The 21,085-nt window shown below is 59.3% G+C and carries 17 protein-coding genes; 12 read left to right on the top strand and 5 right to left on the bottom strand.

Annotated elements, in window-relative coordinates:
* Positions 1-100: 100 nt before the first annotated feature.
* Positions 101-1,600: a hypothetical protein gene (locus tag C5P05_RS12120; RefSeq protein WP_114970089.1), complete on the bottom strand. Its 1,500-nt coding sequence runs from the start codon at positions 1,598-1,600 to the stop codon at positions 101-103.
* 227 nt (positions 1,601-1,827) lie between these two features.
* Here C5P05_RS12120 and C5P05_RS12115 point away from each other — a divergent pair, with 227 nt between their 5' ends.
* The 6 genes from C5P05_RS12115 to C5P05_RS12090 all read left to right on the top strand — a co-directional run bounded on the left by C5P05_RS12115 (position 1,828) and on the right by C5P05_RS12090 (position 8,836).
* Positions 1,828-2,520, top strand: a complete 693-nt coding sequence (locus C5P05_RS12115) for a response regulator transcription factor (RefSeq protein WP_232834465.1) — start codon at positions 1,828-1,830, stop codon at positions 2,518-2,520.
* A 128-nt stretch (positions 2,521-2,648) separates the two neighbouring features.
* The gene (locus C5P05_RS12110) at positions 2,649-3,872 is read left to right on the top strand and encodes a sensor histidine kinase (protein WP_114970087.1); all 1,224 of its coding nucleotides are present in this window, start codon (positions 2,649-2,651) and stop codon (positions 3,870-3,872) included.
* Between the two features lie 9 nt (positions 3,873-3,881).
* A complete protein-coding gene (gene rodA / locus C5P05_RS12105) occupies positions 3,882-5,036 on the top strand; it encodes a rod shape-determining protein RodA (protein WP_114970086.1) in 1,155 nt (384 codons plus the stop codon).
* Positions 5,036-5,977: an NAD(P)-dependent oxidoreductase gene (locus tag C5P05_RS12100; RefSeq protein ID WP_114970085.1), complete on the top strand. Its 942-nt coding sequence runs from the start codon at positions 5,036-5,038 to the stop codon at positions 5,975-5,977. Before rodA ends, C5P05_RS12100 begins: the two co-directional genes overlap by 1 nt.
* Before the next feature lie 50 nt (positions 5,978-6,027).
* Entirely contained in the window at positions 6,028-7,488 is a 1,461-nt protein-coding gene (gene tldD, locus C5P05_RS12095; RefSeq protein WP_114970084.1) for a metalloprotease TldD, read from the top strand.
* 208 nt (positions 7,489-7,696) lie between these two features.
* Entirely contained in the window at positions 7,697-8,836 is a 1,140-nt protein-coding gene (locus C5P05_RS12090) for a 3-deoxy-7-phosphoheptulonate synthase (RefSeq protein ID WP_114970083.1), read from the top strand.
* 58 nt (positions 8,837-8,894) lie between these two features.
* Here the strand turns inward: C5P05_RS12090 and mpl are convergent, their stop codons facing one another.
* Positions 8,895-10,295 carry a UDP-N-acetylmuramate:L-alanyl-gamma-D-glutamyl-meso-diaminopimelate ligase gene (gene mpl / locus C5P05_RS12085; RefSeq protein WP_114970082.1) on the bottom strand — a complete coding sequence of 467 codons (1,401 nt, stop codon included), beginning with the start codon at positions 10,293-10,295 and terminating at the stop codon, positions 8,895-8,897.
* 56 nt (positions 10,296-10,351) lie between these two features.
* On the opposite strand from mpl, the gene C5P05_RS12080 reads away from it, so the two are divergent.
* The 6 genes from C5P05_RS12080 to C5P05_RS12055 all read left to right on the top strand — a co-directional run bounded on the left by C5P05_RS12080 (position 10,352) and on the right by C5P05_RS12055 (position 15,557).
* Positions 10,352-10,945 (top strand): hypothetical protein, encoded by a 594-nt coding sequence (locus tag C5P05_RS12080; RefSeq protein ID WP_114970081.1) that lies wholly within the window; start codon positions 10,352-10,354, stop codon positions 10,943-10,945.
* Positions 10,946-11,079: 134 nt separating this feature from the next.
* Positions 11,080-11,508, top strand: a complete 429-nt coding sequence (locus C5P05_RS12075) for a TlpA disulfide reductase family protein (RefSeq protein WP_332871348.1) — start codon at positions 11,080-11,082, stop codon at positions 11,506-11,508.
* Between the two features lie 168 nt (positions 11,509-11,676).
* Complete coding sequence (gene accB, locus C5P05_RS12070) at positions 11,677-12,126, top strand: acetyl-CoA carboxylase biotin carboxyl carrier protein (RefSeq protein ID WP_114970079.1); 450 nt, start codon at positions 11,677-11,679, stop codon at positions 12,124-12,126.
* 11 nt (positions 12,127-12,137) lie between these two features.
* Positions 12,138-13,487 (top strand): acetyl-CoA carboxylase biotin carboxylase subunit, encoded by a 1,350-nt coding sequence (accC, locus tag C5P05_RS12065; protein ID WP_114970078.1) that lies wholly within the window; start codon positions 12,138-12,140, stop codon positions 13,485-13,487.
* Between the two features lie 71 nt (positions 13,488-13,558).
* On the top strand, positions 13,559-14,464 hold the full coding sequence (gene prmA / locus C5P05_RS12060) for a 50S ribosomal protein L11 methyltransferase (RefSeq protein ID WP_114970077.1): 906 nt from the start codon (positions 13,559-13,561) through the stop codon (positions 14,462-14,464).
* A gap of 34 nt (positions 14,465-14,498) precedes the next feature.
* Positions 14,499-15,557: a zinc-ribbon and DUF3426 domain-containing protein gene (locus C5P05_RS12055; protein WP_114970076.1), complete on the top strand. Its 1,059-nt coding sequence runs from the start codon at positions 14,499-14,501 to the stop codon at positions 15,555-15,557.
* A 116-nt stretch (positions 15,558-15,673) separates the two neighbouring features.
* Here C5P05_RS12055 and C5P05_RS12050 read toward each other — a convergent pair whose 3' ends face one another.
* From C5P05_RS12050 to C5P05_RS12040, 3 genes are all read right to left on the bottom strand, one after another.
* Complete coding sequence (locus C5P05_RS12050) at positions 15,674-16,231, bottom strand: histone H1-like DNA-binding protein (protein ID WP_114970075.1); 558 nt, start codon at positions 16,229-16,231, stop codon at positions 15,674-15,676.
* A 170-nt stretch (positions 16,232-16,401) separates the two neighbouring features.
* The gene (locus C5P05_RS12045; protein WP_114970074.1) at positions 16,402-17,604 is read right to left on the bottom strand and encodes a ribonucleotide-diphosphate reductase subunit beta; all 1,203 of its coding nucleotides are present in this window, start codon (positions 17,602-17,604) and stop codon (positions 16,402-16,404) included.
* Between the two features lie 133 nt (positions 17,605-17,737).
* Positions 17,738-20,683, bottom strand: a complete 2,946-nt coding sequence (locus tag C5P05_RS12040; protein WP_232834455.1) for a ribonucleoside-diphosphate reductase subunit alpha — start codon at positions 20,681-20,683, stop codon at positions 17,738-17,740.
* Between the last annotated feature and the right edge of the window lie 402 nt (positions 20,684-21,085).

Below are 21,085 nucleotides of genomic sequence, written 5' to 3'. Positions count from 1 at the left end.
TGACTGGAGAATGCCCAAGTGAGCCATGGAAAAACGGCCTCTGAACCAGACGCGCAGTCTGGCCTAGAGGCCGTAAAAGACCTGATTTATCCGTTGAAATTTATTCGAATGTCACCACGCTTGAAATGGCCGCGCCATTGCGATTAACCAAATAAACACTGTGTTCGCCGTAGGTCGGTGTCACCAACTGGCTGGATGGCGCTGGCACCGTGTAGTTGGTGATGCTGGTCGCACCGGCCGCAGGGTAGCTGGTAGCGCTCTGGCGGCTGCCGGGCCAGGTCGCGGCCGTTGCGGTGGCTCTGCCTGACACAAATGCACTGACGTTACCCCAGCCAAACTTGGCGGCATCAGGCATGGTCCCGAGTGCCGTCCAACTCATGTCCATGGTGGTTGAGACCTTGTTCCTGATGTTGGTCGCTAACTGAACTGCCGACAAGGAGGTGGTCACGCGAGGAAATACATCGCTCGTCACGCCCGACCCCGCCAGCGCCACGGCACCGTACGGCAACTTGTTTAAAGTCCGGGTGTAGGTCGCGATAGGTGTTTGAGTGGCTTGACCATTGACCGTTTTCCAGCCGTCGTCGTTATACACGGCCACGCTGTAGCTTCCCCCCGCCACAAAACCCAAGGCGTCAAAGCCGGTGTCCGCCACTGCCGCGGTCTTGTTGGATGAGCCGACGTTGCTTCCAGCAGCGCCTTGCGTCGCACAGTCCGCCGCGTTCGCGGCCAAGTTGCCCGTGGTGGCGTCCACGCGACAGAAGGCGAAGTTGTCCGTGTCTTGCCAGTCCACATTGTTGCCGCGCTTGCCCGCAAACAAGGGGTCGTCGCGTTGAAGGCGCGGCGACACCATCTTGACCCCTGAGCTCGGCAAGCCTGGACCCGTTACCACCGCATATTTCGCGAAATTGCCGGGATCGGAGATGCGAAATTGAATGACTTTGTTGTAATCCACCGCGCTGGCCAGCGGCGCGCCCGTGGCCAGGCTGTAACGTTCGCTGCGTTGATTCACTGCTCGTAGCGATGCGCTCACAACCGCGCGATTGCCGTAAATGCGCAAATTGCTGGCGGTCTCCGGTGTGGTGCAAGTCGCCCCGGGTCCCATGGCCGAGCCGGATGAGCTGCCTGAAATCAAGGTTTCCGTGGTCGCCTTGTCGACCGTGCCATCCGCATAGTTGACCTGGTATTGAATATCGAGCTCCCGTCGGCTGGAGCCATCTGTGTTCGTCGTGGTGCGCTCCGCCAAAACCTGCACATTGGTTCGGGTCGAACCGATATTGGATTTTCGCGACTCAACGGCCTGTGCCGCATCCGCATCGAAGCTGGCGATGAGCCCGGGCTTGGTCGCGCCGTCTCCCAGGTAACAAGCATCCAGGAAAGCCGCGTTTGCGCTGCCGGACGCGGGCGCGGTGGTTGCCATGCTGGCGTCAACAAGTGCCAGGAACTCTGTCGCTTGCGCCAGCGGCGTGGGTGCGACCACGACGGCGGGCGCAGGCGTTGTGGGTTGCGCTGCGGTCCCCCCATCGCTGCCTCCGCAGCCGTAAATGGTGAGCATGCCCGCGCTGGCGATGGCAAATGAGAGTGTTTTTAGCGTGCTTTGCATGAGACCCCTGAGAAAGTGGTTGATGAAACAGGTGCTTCACAGATATTGCGCCGTGCTTTTTTCCTGCGTCAGGAGTGTTATCGGGCGGATGTGTTGGCGCCATCCCATGAATATGGGATGAATCGGGATAGCCAAGCCAGGCCTCACGGGCTAAGCTAGTGCCAAACCGGATAAAAAAGCGGGGAGGGCGAGTGTGGCGAGTACTGGTGGTTGAAGACGACCCGCAGATGCGGGATTTTTTTTCGGGCAGCGTTGCGCGTTGCCCCGGGTTGCTGCTGGCTGCCAGCTTGGGCACCGTGGCGGATGCAAAAGCCTGGTTGGATGACGATGCGAACAAGGTTGACGTGCTACTGACCGATCTGGGTTTGCCCGATGGCAGCGGGCTGGACGTCATCCGCCATGCCATTCGCCTGCATCCTCGGTGTGAACCACTGGTCATCTCGATGTTCGGCGACGAAGACAATGTGCTCGCCAGTATCGAAGCCGGTGCGCTAGGTTATATCCATAAAGATTCGACGCCCGACGACATCGCCCAGACGATCCTGGCCATGCGGGCCGGGGAGTCGCCTATTTCGCCCATGATCGCGCGGCGGGTGCTGTCCAAATACCGGTCCGATCAGTTTAATAAGCAAAATATGGCCGTGGCCCCCGTGAAGAAAGCGGAACAAGCTATTAAAAAAATAGCGCTTGATGGCGCTGGAGACGGTGCGCAGCATGGCCTGCTGTCACCGCGCGAACTCGATGTGCTGGGCTTGATCGCACGCGGCTTTTCCTACGGGGAGATTGCGCGCTTGCAGGAAATAAGCGTGCACACCGTGCAGACGCACATCAAGAATCTCTATGGAAAGCTGTCCGTGCATTCCAAAAGCGAGGCGGTATTTGAAGCCACACGCATGGGTCTGTTGTCCCGGCATGACTGAATCGAAGGGATGAGCCCGCGCTGAGTGCCCGACCGGATCGCTAAGATGCGCGCCATGATGAAGTTTTCCCTCTAAATTGCGCGGCTGGGCAATGCTTATGAAATCTGGCAAATAGGTATCCTCACCCCATGCATTGGCTGACCCTGCGATTTTTGGATTCCGGCCTGGAACGCGTGTTTGCAGAGTCGCTCTTGCCGCGGGTACTGCGTCAGGGCCAGATCGCGGTGTGGATGGGCATGCTGGTCTATGTGACGCATGGCCTCTTGTTGGACTGGCAGTCGCCCGCGCTGGCGTCCGCACAACCGTTCGGTGGTTTGTGGGGCATGCGATGGACTGCCATGTTGGTTCCCGCGCTGGTGTTGGTGGCGTGTCGCACGCGGTGGTTCGCCCCGTACTGCCACCTGGGGCTGTCGTCGGTCGGGTTTGCAGCCGGCTGGGGCCTCATTGTCATGCAAACCCAGGTGGCGGAGCAGCATGCAGTGGCGTTTTACCCGCTGATCGTGGAAGTGGCGTTTTACACCTACAACTTTGTCGGGGCGCGCTTCATCTACGCACTCGGTGTCGACCTGGCGCTACTGGCGGTGTACAACGTGGTTTTCGGCTTCCTGTTTCCCTACCCGGCACGGGAACTCCTGGGGCACGATTTCTTCCTCATCTCAGCCAATCTGATCGGTGGCACCGCTGGCTATCTGGCCGAGCGCCAACGGCGGCAGCTTTTTTTGCAGTCGCAAGAGCTCGCGCGTGCGCAGGTCCGCATTCGCGAAAGCGAGGCAGCACAGGCCCGCACCCGCATCCTGCGTGACATGCACGACGGCGTGGGCTCGCACATCAGCACGGCCATCCGGCAGCTGGAGTCCGGACGGGCAAGCCACGGCGAAGTGCTGCTGACCCTGCGCGATTCGCTGGACCAGCTCAAGCTCTCGATCGATGCCATGAACCTGCTGCCGGGCGACATCACAGCCTTGTTGGCCAATCTGCGCTACCGGCTGGAGCCGCGCTTTAAGACGTCAGACATTGAGTTGCAGTGGGATGTTGACCTGCTCCCAACGCTGGCCCGGCTCGATGACAAAGCCATGCGGCACCTGCAATTCATGGTGTTTGAGGCGCTGTCCAATGTGTTGCAGCACGCGCGCGCCAGTGTGCTGCGCATCGAGTTGCGCGCCACGCCCAGAGGTGGCGCGCGACTGCTGTTAATCGACAACGGTTGCGGGTTTGAGCCGGAGCGCGCGAGGCGCAGGGGCTTGAGTTCACTGCGCGAGCGGGCTGCAGCCATCGATGCGAGCCTTGTGATTGCGAGCGTCCCTGGCAATACAGCGGTGGAAATCGTGCTGGATGGATCAGTCGCGGGATAATCTTGCCCCATGTCCGTCGTATTTGAAAATCCACCGCCCTGGCGCCGCATCATTCCCTGGTTTCGCGGCTTTGACGGCCCGCTGGCATTTGCCGTCTTCCTGCTCGCCTGCGCGGGCTTGCTGACCATGTATTCCTCGGGCTTTGACCATGGCACGCGCTTTGAGGACCACGGCCGCAACATGTTGCTGGCCGGTGCCATCATGTTCGTCGTGGCCCAGATTCCGCCGCAGCGGCTGATGGCGCTGGCGGTACCGCTGTACGTGCTGGGCGTCGGCCTGCTGATTGCGGTGGCGGTTTTTGGCGTCACCAAGAAAGGCGCCCAGCGCTGGCTCAATGTGGGTATCACCATCCAGCCCAGCGAAACCCTCAAGATCGCCATGCCGCTGATGCTGGCCTGGTGGTTCCAGAAGCGCGAGGGACAGCTGCGTCCCCTGGACTTCGCGGTGGCGGGTCTGTTGCTGGCAATGCCGATTGGCCTGATCGTGAAACAGCCGGACCTGGGGACCGCCATCTTGGTGCTGACGGCCGGGATGTCCGTCATTTTTTTCGCCGGCCTGTCATGGAAGCTGATTCTGCCGCCGGTGCTGATCGGTGTGGTGGCGGTGGTCCTGGTGGTTGTTTTCGAGCCGCAGCTGTGTGCGGACGGCGTGCGCTGGCCGGTCTTGCACGACTATCAGCAGCAGCGTATCTGCACCTTGCTCGACCCGTCGCGCGACCCGCTGGGCAAGGGCTTTCACATCATCCAGGGCATGATTGCCATTGGTTCGGGAGGGTTCTGGGGCAAGGGCTTCATGCAGGGAACCCAGACGCATCTGGAGTTCATTCCCGAGCGCACCACCGACTTTATTTTTGCCGCATTTTCCGAGGAATTTGGCCTGTTTGGCAATCTGCTGCTGATCGCCGGCTTCATCTTTCTGGTGCTGCGTGCGATCACCATTGCGCTGGAGGCGCCCACCGTGTTCTCGCGCCTGCTGGCCGGCGCGGTGGCCATGATTTTCTTCTCGTACGCCTTCGTCAACATGGGCATGGTCAGCGGCATTTTGCCGGTGGTGGGCGTGCCGCTGCCCTTCATCAGCTATGGCGGCACCGCCATGGTGACGCTGGGCATGGGGCTGGGAATATTGATGTCGATCGCCAAGTCGAAACGGCTGGTGCAGTCGTGATGGTGGGCCGCACAGTACATGCGTTATCGGCCAAGGCCGATCGCGGGGAAGTGGCAAGCGTGGGGGCCCCATTCCAGGTCGCCTTCATCGGCGTGGGCAATATGGGCGGCGCCATGACCGCGCATCTGCTGGCGCAGGGCTGGCCGGTGCGGGTGTGCGATCTGGACCGGGCCAAAGCCCGAAGTTTTGAAGCTTTTGGGGCTCTAGCCCTCGAAACACCTGCGCAAGCTGCTATTGATTCAGTAGCGATTATCGTGTGCGTGGTGGATGCGCCGCAGACGGAGACAGTCTTGTTTGGCGAGCAGGGCGTGGCCCAGACGGTGCAACCGGGACAGGTGGTGATGCTATGCCCGACTATCGCGCCGGAGAACACCGAAGATTTCGCCCGGCGCCTGGGCGAGCGGGGCATCCACACCATTGATGCACCGATGTCCGGCGGACCGGCGCGCGCGCGTGACGGCTCCATGAGTCTGATGCTGGCCTGCCCCGATGCGGTGTTTGAGCGCTTTGGGGCGCTCGTCGCGGCGCTCTCAAACAAGGTATTTCGCATCAGCGAACGCGCCGGCGACGCGGCGCGTACCAAGCTGGTCAACAACCTGCTGGCCGGCATCAACCTGGTCGGTGCCGCCGAAGTCATGGTGATGGCCCAACGCATGGGGCTGGACCTGGGGCGCACGCTGGACGTGATCGAGCAGTCCAGCGGGCAAAGCTGGATCGGGTCCGACCGCATGCGCCGGGCCATTGCCCAGGACTATGCGCCGCGAGCCCACATGACCTTGCTGGAAAAAGACACGCGGCTCGCCGTGGCGGCGGCCCGCGACGCGGGATTTGCCGGGCCTCTGGGTGCGGCGGCGCGCGACGTGTTTGCCAGCGCCAGTGCCGCTGGCCTGGACGGGCTTGATGACGCCGCCCTGTTCGACTGGCTGGGCCGCTCGGCCTGACGGTGGGCTTGTGGGCACGGGGGACATTAGGACACGCCTAAAATGCCTTCATGATCTCTCGCGAACCCACACTTGAACGCTTGGCCATTGCCAAGTCCCTGTTGCTCACCCCGTTTGGGCTGGATGAATCCCACCTGAGCCGCGCCCTGAATGAAATCAAGGCGCACCGGGTCGACGAGGCGGACCTGTACTTCCAGTACACGCGCTCTGAGGGCTGGAGCCTGGAAGAGGGCATTGTCAAAACCGGCTCCTTCAGCATCGACCAGGGCGTCGGCGTGCGCGCGGTCAGCGGCGAGAAAACGGCGTTTGCCTACTCGGACGACATCTCCGAGGCCTCGCTGCTGGACGCGGCCCGCACGGTTCGGTCCATCTCGTCCGTGGCGCAGGCAGGACGGACGAAGGCAGCTTCTAAAAAGATAGCGTCTGCGCGCTCGCTGTACCAGGGGGTGGACCCGATTGCGACATTGGACAGCACGACCAAGGTCAAGCTGCTGGAAAAGGTCGAGCAGTTGGCGCGGGCCAAAGATCCGCGCGTGGCGCAGGTCATGGCCGGACTGGCCAGTGAATACGATGTGGTGATGGTGGCGCGCGCCGATGGCACGCTGGCCGCCGATGTTCGGCCGCTGGTGCGCCTGAGCGTGACCGTCATCGCCGAACAAAAAGGCCGCCGTGAAGTCGGATCGGCCGGTGGCGGCGGGCGTTTCGGGCTGGCTTATTTTGACGACGCCGTGATCGAGCAATACGTCGATGAGGCCGTCAAGGCGGCGCTCACCAACCTGGACGCGCGTCCGGCGCCCGCCGGCGTCATGACCGTGGTGCTCGGCCCCGGCTGGCCCGGCATTTTGTTGCACGAGGCCATCGGTCACGGGCTGGAAGGCGATTTCAACCGCAAGGGCTCCAGCGCCTTCAGCGGACGCATCGGACAACGCGTGGCCGCCAAAGGCGTCACGGTGCTGGACGATGGCACCCTGGCTGACCGCCGTGGCTCGCTCAATGTGGATGACGAAGGCAATACCAGCCAGCGCAATGTGCTGATCGAGGACGGCATTCTCAAAGGCTATATCCAGGACGCCATGAATGCCCGCCTGATGGGTGTACCGCCCACGGGCAATGGACGCCGTGAGAGCTATGCCCATGTGCCGATGCCGCGCATGACCAACACCTACATGCTGGCGGGCGACAAGTCGCCGGAGGAGATCGTGGCCAGCATCAAGAAGGGCCTGTACGCCACCAACTTCGGCGGGGGTCAGGTGGACATCACCTCGGGCAAGTTTGTGTTCTCGGCCAGCCAGGCGTATTGGGTGGAGAACGGCAAGATTCTGTACCCCGTCAAGGGCGCCACCCTTGTCGGCAGCGGCCCGGAGTGTCTCAAGCATGTGAGCATGATCGGCACGGACATGAAGCTCGACAGCGGCGTCGGCACCTGCGGCAAGGAAGGCCAGAGCGTGCCGGTGGGCGTGGGTCAACCCACCCTGCGCATCGATGGCCTGACCGTCGGCGGTACGGCGTAAGCGTGCGCCAAGTGTGACTGTGCTACATTTCGAACCATGAATTCGGCCCGTTTTTTCTTTAGCTATTTTTGGTTCTCAAGCGCCTGCGGCGGTAGAGAGTTCTGAACGTACCTGAAAAAAACGTCCTGATCTTCCAAAAACCGCCGGCACCCCCGGCGGTTTTTTTTATGTCCTTTTGACTTTATTACTTTGACTTAGGAGCCTCACCATGAATGCGAAAGCCACTGTCGCCAGTCCCGATGCCTGGTATGCGAACCCCGTCGCCCTCCCCACCGACCGCACCAGCCAGACCGACGACGAACGCATCAAGGACATCACCGTGTTACCCCCTCCCGAGCACTTAATCCGTTTCTTTCCGATTCGCGGCACGGCCGTGGAGTCGCTGATCAGTGCCACCCGCCACCGTGTGCACGACATCATGGCGGGCAAGGACGATCGCCTGCTGGTCGTGATTGGCCCGTGCTCCATCCACGACCCGGCTGCCGCGCTGGACTATGCCCGCCAGCTCAAGGTGCAGCGCGAGAAATACGCCGATACGCTGGAGATCGTGATGCGCGTGTATTTCGAGAAGCCACGCACCACGGTCGGCTGGAAAGGCCTGATCAACGACCCCTACCTGGATGAAAGCTTCCGCATTGACGAAGGCCTGCGCATCGCGCGCCAGTTGCTGATCGAAATCAACCGCCTGGGCCTGCCCGCCGGCAGCGAATTTCTGGACGTAATTTCTCCCCAGTACCTGGGCGATTTGATCTCCTGGGGCGCGATTGGCGCGCGCACCACCGAGAGCCAGGTGCACCGTGAACTGGCGTCCGGCCTGTCGGCGCCAATCGGCTTCAAGAATGGCACGGACGGCAACATCAAGATCGCCACCGACGCGATTCAGGCCGCCGCGGGTGGACACCACTTCTTGTCGGTGCACAAAAATGGCCAGGTGGCGATCGTGCAAACCAATGGCAACCCGGACTGCCACGTCATCCTGCGCGGAGGCAAGGCGCCCAACTACGACGCCGCCAGCGTGGCGGCCGCCTGCAAAGACCTGGAAAAAGCCAAGCTGCCGGCCACGCTGATGGTGGACTGCAGCCACGCCAACAGCAGCAAGCAGTATGAGAAGCAGCTGGACGTGGCGCGTGACATTGCAGCCCAAATTGCCAGTGGTTCCAAAAGCGTGTTCGGCGTGATGGTGGAAAGCCATCTGCATGCTGGAGCCCAGAAGTTCACTCCGGGCAAGGACGACTCGACGAAGCTGGAATACGGCAAGAGCATCACCGACGCCTGCCTGGGTTGGGATGATTCGTGCGAGTCGCTGGAGGTGCTGTCGGCGGCTGTCAAGGCACGGCGGGCAGCGTGATTTGCCGAGGGTTAGGGGTCTTTTAGGCCTCTAGCTCTCGCACTGTCTGCGTGAGTAGCTATTTATTTTGTAGCGCCTGTAGCAACTTCAGGTGGATGCCGCCAAAGCCGCCATTGCTCATGCAGACAATGTGGTCGCCGGGGCGGGCGCTGGCGACCACCAGTGTCACCAAGTCGTCAATGCTATCGGCCACCCGCGCCCGCTCGCCCATCGGGGCCAGCGCCTCGCGCGCGTCCCAGCCCAGACCGCCGCTGTGGCAAAAGGCCAGGTCGGTTTGCTCCAGGCTCCAGGGCAGTTGCGCTTTCATGGCGCCGAGTTTCATGGTGTTGGAGCGCGGCTCGAACACCGCCAGGATGCGCTCAGCCGGTTTGAGGCGGCGCTTGAGCCCATCCACGGTGGTGCGGATGGCCGTGGGGTGATGGGCAAAGTCGTCGTACACCGTGATGCTGCCGCCCGGCCGTGTCACGGTGCCGCGCACTTCCATGCGCCGTTTCACGTTCTCAAAGCTGGCCAAGGCAGTGGCGGCGAGCTCGGGTGCCACGCCAACGTGTTCAGCGGCGGCGATGGCCGCCAATGCGTTGAGCTGGTTGTGCACCCCGGTCAGTGCCCACTTCACATGGCCCACCGTTTTGCCCTGGTACAGCACGTCAAATTCGTGCGGCTCGCCCGCGGCCATGAAGTCGCTCACGGCCGCGCCAAAGCTGCGCACCTCGCTCCAGCAGCCCGCATGCAGGACGCGGGCGAGACTTTCTTCCAGGCCGTTCACCACCACCCGGCCCGTGCCATGCGGCCCTGTGCCCGGCACGGTGCGCACCAGATGATGAAACTGGCGCTCGATGGCCGCCAGATCATCAAAGATGTCGGCGTGGTCGAATTCGAGGTTGTTGAGCACGGCGGTGCGCGGGCGGTAGTGCACAAACTTGCTGCGTTTGTCGAAAAAAGCCGTGTCATATTCGTCGGCTTCGATGACGAAGGTTTTTCCTTTTCCCAATCGCGCCGACACCTCAAAATTCATGGGCACGCCACCCACCAGAAAACCGGGTTGTAGCCCGGCGTAGTCCAGTATCCACGCGGTCATGGCGGTGGTCGTCGTCTTGCCGTGGGTGCCCGCGATGGCGATGACATGGCGGCCTTGCAACACATGTTCTGCCAGCCATTGCGGGCCGCTGGTGTAAGGCAAGCCGGCGTCCAGAATGGCTTCCATCAAGGGAAATTTCGGCGTGCCATCGGCCAGGTGGGCCCTGCTGACCACGTTGCCCACGACGAACATGTCGGGCTGGAGTGTCAACTGGTCAGCGCCAAAGCCCTCCATCAGCTCAATGCCGAGGGCGCGTAACTGGTCGCTCATGGGGGGATAGACGCCGGCATCGCAACCGGTGACCTTGTGGCCGGCTTCGCGTGCCAGTGCGGCCAAGCCGCCCATGAAGGTGCCACAAATACCAAGAATATGAATATGCATGGCTGGATTTTAGGCGGCGGCATTTGAGACAGAAACGCGGGCAAAATGGCAGGCTTATGGATACCCTGAGATCAGAAATTTCTACCGTCGCCGCGCGCATGGTCGTGGAGGATGGACTTGAATACGGCCCGGCCAAGCGCCGCGCGCTCAAGCAATTGGGTTTGCCGGGGCGCACCGCCTTGCCTGGCAATGATGAGGTAGAAGACGCGGTGATGGCGTACATCTCAGTTTTCTGTACCGAGTCGCAACCGGGTGAATTGCTGGCTTTACGCCACCTGGCCTTGGTCTGGATGGAGCGCATGGCGGGGTTCCGACCTTACTTGGGCGGGGCCGTGTGGCACGGTACGGCGACGCGCTTGTCGGACATCTATATTCAGTTGTTTTGTGATGACTGCAAATCGGCTGAGATAGCGCTGATTGATCATCAAGTGGATTACGTGCCGCGCACGGTCACGGGGTTCAATGGCGAATCGGTTGAGGCCCTGAGCGTGCACGCGTTTTGCCCGGAATTGAATGAAGAGGTGGGAGTGCATTTGTTAATCTACGACCATGATGACGTGCGCGGTGCGCTGCGGCCTGACGCCAAAGGGCGCACGCCGCGCGGAGATTTGGCGGCGGTTCGACGTTTGTTGCATGATCGCCCAACATGACTGATCTGACTCCTTCACCTGAACTTCCGGAAACTATCGCGCGAGACCGCCGGCGCTGGCTGATGGCTGCCGTGGCGGGTGCCGCCGCTCTGGGGGGCGCCGGTTTGGCCTGGCAAAGATACCGACCGCAAACCATGACATCGACCGCCGAGGCCGCGCTCTGGCAACTGGAGTTTGCAACGCCCGACGGTGGCGCACTTCGCATGGCCTCGCTGCGTGGCAAACCTGTTCTGTTGAACTTCTGGGCGAGCTGGTGCCCGCCTTGCGTGGAAGAACTCCCCTTATTAAGTGGGTTTCATAGCGAAAATTCAGTCAACGGGTGGCAAGTTCTGGGCTTGGCCGTTGATCAGCTGGAACCCGTCAAGCGCTTTCTTTCGAAGGCCCCGGTGAGTTTTCCGGTCGCTCTGGCGGGCATGCCCGGAATAGAAATCAGCAAGTCCCTTGGGAATCTGAGTGGCGGCTTGCCATTCACCGTTGTGCTGGGATCAGAGGGGCAAGTCGCGCATCGTAAAATAGGCAAAGTTACACCTGCTGACTTACACGCTTGGATAGCCCTCAAATAGGCTCAATCTGTTGCAGGTGCGTGCCGAAAAGGTATCTGCAGCAGGCTTGCGTGCCACGGCATTCCTTGGAGTGGATGCAGATATTCTGTAAAATAAAAGAAGATGACTGTATTTGGTGGAATTTACGGTAAATTCACCAGTCATTACTTGAAATTCGTTGGAGACCTCATGGACCTTAGAAAACTGAAGACGCTGATTGACCTCGTGTCGGAATCAAATGTCTCGGAGCTGGAAATCACAGAAGCAGAGGGCAAGGTTCGCATTGTCAAAGGTGGCGTTGCGATGGTTCAGCAATACGCCGCGCCGACTGCCATGGCCGCACCGGCTGCAGCGCCGCTTCAAGGTGCGGCAGCCGTTGCTGCGCCAGTGCCAGTTGCCACCACGGGCCATACGGTCAAGTCGCCGATGGTCGGCACTTTCTATCGCTCGGCCTCTCCCGGGGCGAAGGTATTTGTGGAAGTCGGGGATTCCATCAAGGCGGGCGAGACGGTGTGCATCATTGAGGCCATGAAGATTCTCAATGAAATCGAAGCCGATCAATCGGGAACCGTGACACAGATTCTCTGTGAGAACGGTCAAGCCGTTGAATACGGGCAGCCTCTGTTCGTGATCGAGTAATGTAAATTCCCATGTTCAAGAAAATCCTGGTTGCCAATCGGGGCGAAATCGCCCTCAGAATTCAACGAGCTTGTCGCGAACTCGGTATCAAGGCCGTCATGGTCTATTCCGAGGCTGATCGCGAGGCCAAATATGTCAAGCTGGCCGAGGAGGCCGTGTGTATTGGCCCGGCTCAGTCGGGCCTGAGCTATCTGAATATGCCCGCCATCATTTCGGCTGCGGAAGTGACGGATGCCGAGGCGATACATCCCGGCTACGGTTTCTTGAGTGAGAACGCCGACTTTGCCGAGCGGGTAGAGAAGAGCGGCTTCCAGTTCATTGGCCCCACACCCGAGTCGATTCGCATCATGGGCGACAAGGTGTCCGCCAAGCAGGCGATGATCAAGGCGGGTGTCCCCTGCGTGCCCGGTTCTGAAGGTGAGCTGCCTGATGACCCCGTGCAAATTCGCCGCATTGCCAAAGTGGTGGGCTACCCGGTCATCATCAAGGCCGCGGGCGGTGGTGGCGGACGCGGTATGCGCGTGGTGCACACCGAGGCCGCACTGATCAATGCCGTGGCCATGACCAAAGCCGAAGCTGGCGCCGCGTTCGGCAACCCGGCGGTGTATATGGAGAAATTTCTCCAGAATCCACGGCATATCGAGATTCAGATCCTGGCCGACAAGTACAAGAACGCGGTCTATTTGGGTGAACGCGATTGCTCCATGCAGCGACGTCATCAGAAAATCCTTGAAGAAGCCCCTGCGCCGGGTATTCCACGCAAGCTGATTGAGCGCGTGGGTGAGCGATGCGTGGCGGCGTGCAAGAAGATTGGCTACCGCGGTGCCGGAACCTTTGAGTTCTTGTTCGAGGACGGCGAGTTTTACTTCATCGAGATGAATACACGCGTGCAGGTGGAGCATCCCGTGACGGAGATGGTCACTGGGGTTGACATTGTGAAGACCCAGATCATGGTGGCGGCGGGCGAAAAGCTGCCCTTCACGCAACGCCAGATTGAAATTCGTGGTCACGCCATCGAGTGCCGGGTGAACGCCGAAGACCCCTACAAATTCATTCCTTCACCGGGTCGCATCACCATGTGGCATGCTCCGGGCGGACCTGGCGTAAGGGTGGACTCTCACGTCTATACCAATTACTTCGTCCCGCCGAATTACGATTCCATGATTGGCAAGATCATTGTGCATGGCGACACGCGCGAGCAGGCCCTGGCCCGCATGCGCACGGCGCTGGGTGAAACCGTCGTGGAAGGCATTAACACCAATATCGCCTTGCATCGGGAGTTGATGGTAGATGCGAAGTTCATGTCGGGTGGCACCAATATCCATTATCTTGAAGAGTGGCTTGGCCAGCACAAGCGCTAAACCGAAACCTTGCGGGACAGATCGCAGTTATGCGAACCGAACCAGCTCTGTCCTCAACTTTTTAGGATCGCATGTTTGAATTGAGCCTGATGTGCCCGGAAAGCCGGGTCGAGACCTTGAGTGATGCACTCGATGCCCTGGATGCCCTGAGCGTCAGCGTTGAGGACGCCGATGCCCAGACCGATGCCGAACAGGCCTTGTTTGGCGAGCCCGGCATGCCTCCTCCCAAAGGCGGCTGGCAGCGCTCGCGGGTTACGGCACTCTATGCGACTGAGGTCTTGGCAAAAGATGCCCTATCGCTGTTGCAGGCACAGGATTTTTTCGCCGATTGCCAATTGTTGGGCCTGCAGGATGTACCTGAGCAGGACTGGGTGCGATTAACCCAGTCCCAATTTGCGCCGGTGGACATTACGCCTGAGTTTTGGATTGTGCCGACCTGGCACGAGCCGCCGGCTCAAGCCCGCATCATTATTCGGCTCGACCCGGGCTTGGCGTTTGGTACCGGGACCCACCCCACCACCCGAATGTGTTTGCGCTGGATTGCGCAACAGGGTCGACCGGACGAATCTCGGGCGAAAAACGAGCTGGGCCGGGTACTGGATTACGGCTGCGGCTCCGGAATTCTAGCCATTGGTGCGGCCAAGCATGGTGCAACCGACATTGATGCGGTTGACATCGACAATGCCGCGGTTGAATCGACTTTGCTGAATGCGCAAGCCAATGAGGTCAAACTCAACGCAGGTCTGCCCGACGTCGTGACAGGGGCCTATCAAACCGTGCTGGCCAACATTCTGGCAACGCCCCTGAAGGTGCTGGCGCCTCTGTTGTGGTCTCGTGTCGCGCCAGGCGGAGCGCTGGTGTTGGCTGGCATTCTGGAGCGCCAGGCGGATGAGCTCAAAGCGGCCTACGCGCCCTATTGCCAGCTGAAGGTTTCTGACCAGGAAGATGGCTGGATACTGATGACCGCGACACGCTGAGTCTTCCCGGGTACGGCCCTACTATTTGCTGTCAATGAGCCTGATCACACGTTGCCCGGCCTGCGAGACCCTGTTCAAGGTGGTACCTGATCAGCTTCGGATTTCCGACGGGTGGGTTCGATGCGGACAATGTGAAGAGATTTTTGATGCCTCACTTCATCTATTGCAGGCCGCGTCCCTGGATGAGCGGCCGGTAGTCCTGCAGGAGGACGTGGCCGCCAAGTTCGAGGCAGCAGACGGGGCTGATGATCCCCCTCAGCCCCTTGTCATAGTCCTGGATTCAGGCTTGGAGGCCAGTCCCGATGAGTTGCCACTGGAGCCGGAGCCCGAGGTGCTTCTGCCTGAGGTGTCAGATGAGGAAGCAGAGCAGGCGTCGCCGGAGCCGATCCCGGATGAGTTCTCGCAGCTTGGCGAAGTCGCCTCCACACCACCGGATGTGCTGGATGCGCAAGCCGACGATTCGCATTCTGCCCAGTTGGACACCGTGTTGCCGGGCCATGTAGCTCAAGTTGACGTCGATGACCCGGATGATCTCGATGCCCTTGAGCCCACCCACAGTGCCGAATTCAGCGATGTGTCTTTCCTGCGTGGCCAGAGAAACAGTTCTTTTTGGCGCAAGCCGCTCATCCGGTCGGCTTTGATTTTGCTGAGTTTTGCGCTGCTGCTTGGGCTGTCTGGGCAAATCATGTTTCATGAGCGTGACAGGATAGTGGCGTCGAAACCCGGCCTCAAGCCCTGGATGCTGACATTTTGTGCCGCCCTGAACTGCACGCTGTCACCGCTTCGACGCATTGACTCCATCGTCATTGACAGCTCCTCGTTTACCAAAATTCGAGGGGGTTCCTACCGGCTGAACTTCACGATGAAGAATACAACTGACACCGCATTGGCCATGCCCGCCATCGAGTTGACTTTGACGGACTCACTTGATCAGCCGGTTGTGCGGCGTGTATTTTTTCCTGCTGAAATGGGTGGCAACCGGAACACACTGGCTGCTGGCTCCGAGTGGCCGGCTTCACTGGCCATGGCTGCCAAGGCCCCAGGTGCGGCCGAGCGGATTGCCGGCTACCGATTGTTGGCTTTTTATCCTTGAGCGATAAAACCCGGAACTACTGCGCGGTTGACCCCAAGGCTGCCGGCATTTAGACAGGGCAAGAAAAAGCCCGATGTCTTTCGACATCGGGCTTGACGCAAAGCCGTAGCGATGGTTCAGGGCTTGCTGGCCGTCGGGAACGGCCAGGCTGCCTGCGGGTTCAGCGTAGTCTGAGCAGCAGATGTAGTCAGGGTCGCCTTGACGGCGGGTGCTTTCGCGGCTTTCTTGGCAGCGGGCTTCTTGGCTGCTGGTTTCTTTGCCACGGCAGCTTTTTGGGCAGGAGCCTTTTTGATGGCAACCTTTTTAGCCGGTACGGCTTTCTTGGCGGCTACTTTCTTTGCCGGTGCAGCTTTTTTCGCTGGCGCAGCTTTCTTGGCGGCCACTTTCTTTGCCGGTGCAGCCTTTTTCGCTGGTGCAGCTTTCTTGGCTGCTACTTTCTTTGCCGGCACAGCTTTTTTCGCTGGTGCAGCCTTCTTGGCGGCCACTTTCTTTGCCGGTGCAGCCTTTTTCGCTGGTGCAGCTTTCTTGGCTGCTACTTTCTTTGCCGGCACAGCTTTTTTCGCTGGTGCAGCCTTCTTGGCTGCTACTTTCGTTGCTGGCGCAGCTTTTTTCGCTGGCGCAGCCTTCTTTGCGGGAACGGCCTTTTTTGCGACCGGTTTTTTTGCAGTTGCCATTATTTTCTCCTTGATCAATTTACAAAGAGCACTTCATGCGAGTTGGAGTGCATGAAGCGATTCATGGTGTTGGGTTTGTTCCCAGCACCATGAACTCGGGTGCACAAACAGCTTTGGCCCTCTTTGGGGCGATCAACTGCGTGTGAAATTCTTGTTTTCATTTATTAAAGTCAATCCCAGGACAGCGCCCCGCCGGATTGGTATTCAATGACGCGGGTCTCGAAGAAGTTGCGCTCTTTCTTCAGGTCAATCATTTCGCTCATCCACGGGAACGGGTTTTCTTCATTGGGGTAAAGGGCCTCAAGCCCGATCTGGGTCGCACGCCGGTTGGCGATATAGCGCAAATAACCTTTGAACATGGACGCATTCATGCCCAGCACACCGCGTGGCATGGTGTCCTCGGCGTACTTGTATTCGAGCTCCACCGCTTCCTCGAACAGGGCCTTGATCTCGGCCTTGAACTCGGCTGTCCACAGATGCGGATTTTCGAGTTTGAGTTGGTTGATCAGGTCAATGCCAAAGTTGCAGTGCATCGATTCATCGCGCAGGATGTACTGGTATTGCTCGGCGGCGCCGGTCATCTTGTTTTGACGACCGAGGGCCAGGATTTGGGTAAAGCCGACGTAGAAAAACAGGCCTTCCATCAGGCAGGCAAACACGATCAGCGACTTCAGCAGGGTCTGGTCGGTCTCCGGTGTTCCGGTTTTGAATTCCGGATTCATGATCGCCTGAATGTAGGGAATCAGGAACTCGTCTTTGTCGCGAATGGATTTGATTTCGTTGTAGGCATTGAAGATCTCGCTCTCATCCAGGCCCAATGACTCCACGATGTACTGGTAGGCATGGGTATGGATGGCTTCTTCAAAGGCTTGACGCAACAAAAACTGGCGGCATTCCGGCGCTGTGATGTGGCGGTAGGTGCCCAGGACAATGTTGTTGGCCGCCAGCGAATCTGCGGTGACGAAAAAGCCCAGATTGCGTTTGATGATGCGGCGCTCGTCTTCGGTCAGCCCATTCGGGTCTTTCCACAAAGCAATGTCGCGCGTCATGTTGACTTCTTGTGGCATCCAGTGGTTGGCGCAGCTGGAGAGATACTTTTCCCAGGCCCACTTGTACTTGAAGGGGACCAGCTGATTGACGTCGGTCTTGCCATTGATGATTCGTTTGTCAGCGGCATTGACGCGACGCGGGCTGGCAGTCACTTCTGCGCCAATGTCGTGCGTTGTCGCGGACGAAGCGGGAACAGGGGCGCCGTCATGAAGCGTATGGCCTGCGACAGATGACACAGACGGCTCTATCGAGCGGCTGCTCGATGAGCCGCGTGCTTGAGGCAATGGCGGAGTGGGCTTAACTTCTTCGTCCCAGGTCAACATAAATATTTCCAATCAGCAGATTATGAGAGCAGCGATATGAAATGAAAAGTGTTCATTCATATCGCTGTCATATAGTTTCAATGTGTGTTGTGTTGCAACATCGTAGGCAAGGCACACAACAGAGGTTCAGACCTTATTGGCAAGACTCACAGGTGGGGTCATCGACACCGCAAAACTTGATGTCTGTTGCCGGTCCCGATGCCATCTGCATTTTGGCCGCGGCGGCAGCGGCGTCCAGCGCGCTCATGCCGACAGAGTTGCCGTGCGATTCACCGCCGGAGGACACCGCATTCATTCGACCCGCAGTCACGGTTGATTTCTCGGCATGCGTGGCTGACATGGTCCGTAAATAGTAGGTCGTTTTCAAGCCGCGAATCCAGGCGAGCTTGTAGGTTTCATCCAGCTTCTTGCCGGAGGCGCCTGCCATGTAAATATTGAGGGATTGGGCCTGATCAATCCACTTCTGGCGACGTGCCGCGGCTTCCACCAACCATTGCGTTTCGACCTCGAATGCCGTGGCGTACAAGGCCTTGATGTCAGCCGGCACCCGGTCGATCGGACTCAAGGAACCATCAAAATGTTTGAGGTCCATCACCATGACATCATCCCAAAGCCCCAGTCGCTTGAGATCCTGCACCAGGTAGCCATTGATGATGGTGAATTCGCCCGAGAGGTTGGACTTGACCGACAGATTACCAAAGCAAGGCTCAATGGAGGCGTCCACACCAATGATGTTAGAGATGGTGGCGGTTGGTGCGATAGCGGTGCAATTGGAATTGCGCATGCCGTCCCGGCCAATCTTCTTGCGCAGGGCATCCCAATCCAGCGTGGCTGAGCGATCCACTTCCACATACCCGCCGCGCTCGCGCGCCAGCATGTCCAGGGTATCGATAGGCAGAATGCCTTGGTCCCAGAGCGAACCCTTGTAACTGGAGTACTGACCACGTTCGCGTGCCAGCTCGGTGGAGGCCCAATAGGCGTAGTAGCAAATGGCTTCCATCGACTTGTCGGCGAACTCGACGGCGGCATGGCTGGCGTAGGGGATGCGCAGCTCATACAAGCTGTCCTGGAATGCCATCATCCCCAGACCCACCGGACGGTGACGCATATTGGAGTCGCGCGCCTTCTCCACGGCGTAATAGTTGATGTCGATGACGTTGTCGAGCATGCGCATCGCGGTCGTGATGGTCTTTTGCAGCTTGGCGTGATCAAGCACTTTGGCGCCGCCGGCTGATCCTGCGGGGCCATCTTTCAGGTGCTGCAGCAGGTTGACCGAGCCGAGGTTGCACACCGCTGTTTCAGTGTCGCTGGTGTTGAGCGTGATTTCCGTGCATAGGTTGCTGGAGTGAACCACGCCGACATGCTGCTGCGGCGAGCGGATGTTGCACGCGTCCTTGAACGTGATCCAGGGATGGCCGGTTTCAAATAGCATGGTGAGCATTTTTCGCCACAGGTCGGCGGCCTGCAAGGTGCGGGCGGGCTTGAGTTCACCAGACGCTGCTTTTGCTTCGTAAGCGACATAGGCTTTTTCGAAGTCAGCACCGAACTTGTCGTGCAGGTCCGGCACATTGTTGGGCGAGAACAGGGTCCACTGGCCCTTTTCCATCACGCGACGCATGAACAGGTCGGGGATCCAGTTGGCCGTGTTCATGTCATGGGTACGGCGGCGATCGTCACCGGTGTTCTTGCGCAACTCCAGAAACTCTTCAATGTCGAGATGCCAGGTTTCCAGATAGGTGCACACGGCGCCCTTGCGCTTGCCGCCCTGATTGACCGCCACGGCCGTGTCATTCACGACTTTCAGGAACGGAACAACGCCTTGCGATTCGCCGTTGGTGCCCTTGATGTGGGCGCCCAAGGCGCGTACACGCGTCCAGTCGTTGCCCAGGCCGCCGGCAAACTTGGACAGCAGGGCATTCTCTTTGATGGAATCGTAAATGCCTTCCAGATGGTCTGGCACGGTGGTCAGATAACAGCTGGAGAGTTGTGAGCGCAGGGTTCCGCTGTTGAACAATGTGGGGGTACTGGACATGAAGTCGAACGAAGAGAGGACCTCGTAAAACTCGATGGCGCGCGTCTCGCGGTCTGACTCATTGAGCGACAGGCCCATGGCCACACGCATGAAGAAGGCCTGCGGCAACTCTATGCGTGTTTTGCCAACGTGGAGAAAGTAGCGGTCATACAGGGTTTGCAGACCCAGATAATCGAACTTCAAATCCCGGTCGGCCTTGAGCGCGGCGCCCAGGCGCGGCAAGTCAAACGTCAGCAGTCTGGCGTCAAGCAACTCGTTGTCGACCCCTTTCTGGATGAATTGAGGGAAATAGTCGACGTAGGCCTGTGCCATGTCGGCCTGCACCACGTCCCGGCCCAGGGCCTCCTTGGCAATGGTGTGAAACAGAAGGCGTGCCGTGGCGTAGGTGTAATCGGGATCTTTTTCGATCAGCGTGCGCGCTGCCAGTACGGAAGCCTTGTACACCTCGTCCATGGGCACGCCATCGTACAAGTTGCGCATGGTCTCGGCCATGATGGGCTCTGGCTGGACGTCTGCCCCTAGTCCGGCACAGGCTGAGCGGATCAGGTTCTTCAGGCGTTCCAGATCCAGGACGATGCGCTGGCCGTGGTCCAGCGCATGCAGCACAGGCGTGGCGGGCGTTTCTTGGGTCAATTTTTGGGCGCGTTCCTGAGTGCGCTTTTCCCGGTAGAGCACATAGGCGCGTGCCACTTCGTGATAGCCGCTGCGCATCAGTCCGAGTTCAACCTGGTCCTGCACGTCTTCAATGTGAAAGGTGCCGCCACCGGGACGGGAGCGCATCAGGGCGCGAATCACGGCTTGCGTGAGTCCGTCGACGGTTTCGCGAACGCTGGCCGACGCGGCGCCTTGCGTACCATGCACCGCCAAAAAGGCCTTCATCATGGCGACGGCGATCTTGTTGGGTTCAAAAGGAACCACGGCGCCGTTGCGGCGAAGAATCTGGTAGTGGCTCAAAGCACCGCTTGTTGCCGTGTTGGCGCCATCGGCACCGTGTTGGGTAAGAGTACCGGTCTGGATGTCGGGGGGGGTATTCAAAGCAGGCAGCATATATTTCCTCGTCAGTAGCTGGTTTTATTTGATTGGAGGTCTCTGTGAGCAGCACCGCGTCCGCGAACGGAGGGTCTGTCTTTTCAGTAGGACACACTATATATGGGGTCTTGATTGATTTCAAGCACTACCGGTAGTGTACTTTGGCAGGCGAGGCTATTTTGTCGAATCTTGTAAATTTAGAACGATGTGCTTTGTATTCTTTCGACAGTCACGCCTCTGATGGGCGTGCCGGCGGATCTCTTGGAACACGTTGCAAAACCAGCGATTTTTTTGCCGCGTCAAGCAAATTAGAGCCTTGCCAAGGCTTATCGCCTTCAGTGCCGCATGCAGCTTGCGGTTTGCCTTTTTGTGCCGTCGAAAACCTTCCTCTACGCGGTCGGGTTTTTTACGGCCAAATAA

It is taken from the genome of Rhodoferax ferrireducens (assembly GCF_003347515.1).
In the GTDB taxonomy this organism is placed as follows: domain Bacteria; phylum Pseudomonadota; class Gammaproteobacteria; order Burkholderiales; family Burkholderiaceae_C; genus Rhodoferax.
The sequence above is the reverse complement of the archived record's forward strand: the minus strand, read 5'-3'. Positions and strand labels throughout refer to the sequence as shown.

What these genes read in the sequence shown, in the direction of transcription:
- C5P05_RS12090 (WP_114970083.1), top strand. Translation starts at nt 7,697, where the DNA reads ATGAATGCGAAAGCCACTGTCGCCAGTCCCGATGCCTGGTATGCGAAC.
- C5P05_RS12115 (WP_232834465.1), top strand. Translation starts at nt 1,828, where the DNA reads ATGCGGGATTTTTTTTCGGGCAGCGTTGCGCGTTGCCCCGGGTTGCTG.
- C5P05_RS12080 (WP_114970081.1), top strand. Translation starts at nt 10,352, where the DNA reads ATGGATACCCTGAGATCAGAAATTTCTACCGTCGCCGCGCGCATGGTC.
- prmA (WP_114970077.1), top strand. Translation starts at nt 13,559, where the DNA reads ATGTTTGAATTGAGCCTGATGTGCCCGGAAAGCCGGGTCGAGACCTTG.
- C5P05_RS12075 (WP_332871348.1), top strand. Translation starts at nt 11,080, where the DNA reads ATGACATCGACCGCCGAGGCCGCGCTCTGGCAACTGGAGTTTGCAACG.
- accC (WP_114970078.1), top strand. Translation starts at nt 12,138, where the DNA reads ATGTTCAAGAAAATCCTGGTTGCCAATCGGGGCGAAATCGCCCTCAGA.
- C5P05_RS12055 (WP_114970076.1), top strand. Translation starts at nt 14,499, where the DNA reads ATGAGCCTGATCACACGTTGCCCGGCCTGCGAGACCCTGTTCAAGGTG.
- C5P05_RS12050 (WP_114970075.1), bottom strand. Translation starts at nt 16,231, where the DNA reads ATGGCAACTGCAAAAAAACCGGTCGCAAAAAAGGCCGTTCCCGCAAAG.
- C5P05_RS12040 (WP_232834455.1), bottom strand. Translation starts at nt 20,683, where the DNA reads ATGCTGCCTGCTTTGAATACCCCCCCCGACATCCAGACCGGTACTCTT.
- tldD (WP_114970084.1), top strand. Translation starts at nt 6,028, where the DNA reads ATGATCTCTCGCGAACCCACACTTGAACGCTTGGCCATTGCCAAGTCC.
- C5P05_RS12110 (WP_114970087.1), top strand. Translation starts at nt 2,649, where the DNA reads ATGCATTGGCTGACCCTGCGATTTTTGGATTCCGGCCTGGAACGCGTG.
- rodA (WP_114970086.1), top strand. Translation starts at nt 3,882, where the DNA reads ATGTCCGTCGTATTTGAAAATCCACCGCCCTGGCGCCGCATCATTCCC.
- C5P05_RS12100 (WP_114970085.1), top strand. Translation starts at nt 5,036, where the DNA reads ATGGTGGGCCGCACAGTACATGCGTTATCGGCCAAGGCCGATCGCGGG.
- C5P05_RS12120 (WP_114970089.1), bottom strand. Translation starts at nt 1,600, where the DNA reads ATGCAAAGCACGCTAAAAACACTCTCATTTGCCATCGCCAGCGCGGGC.
- accB (WP_114970079.1), top strand. Translation starts at nt 11,677, where the DNA reads ATGGACCTTAGAAAACTGAAGACGCTGATTGACCTCGTGTCGGAATCA.
- C5P05_RS12045 (WP_114970074.1), bottom strand. Translation starts at nt 17,604, where the DNA reads ATGTTGACCTGGGACGAAGAAGTTAAGCCCACTCCGCCATTGCCTCAA.
- mpl (WP_114970082.1), bottom strand. Translation starts at nt 10,295, where the DNA reads ATGCATATTCATATTCTTGGTATTTGTGGCACCTTCATGGGCGGCTTG.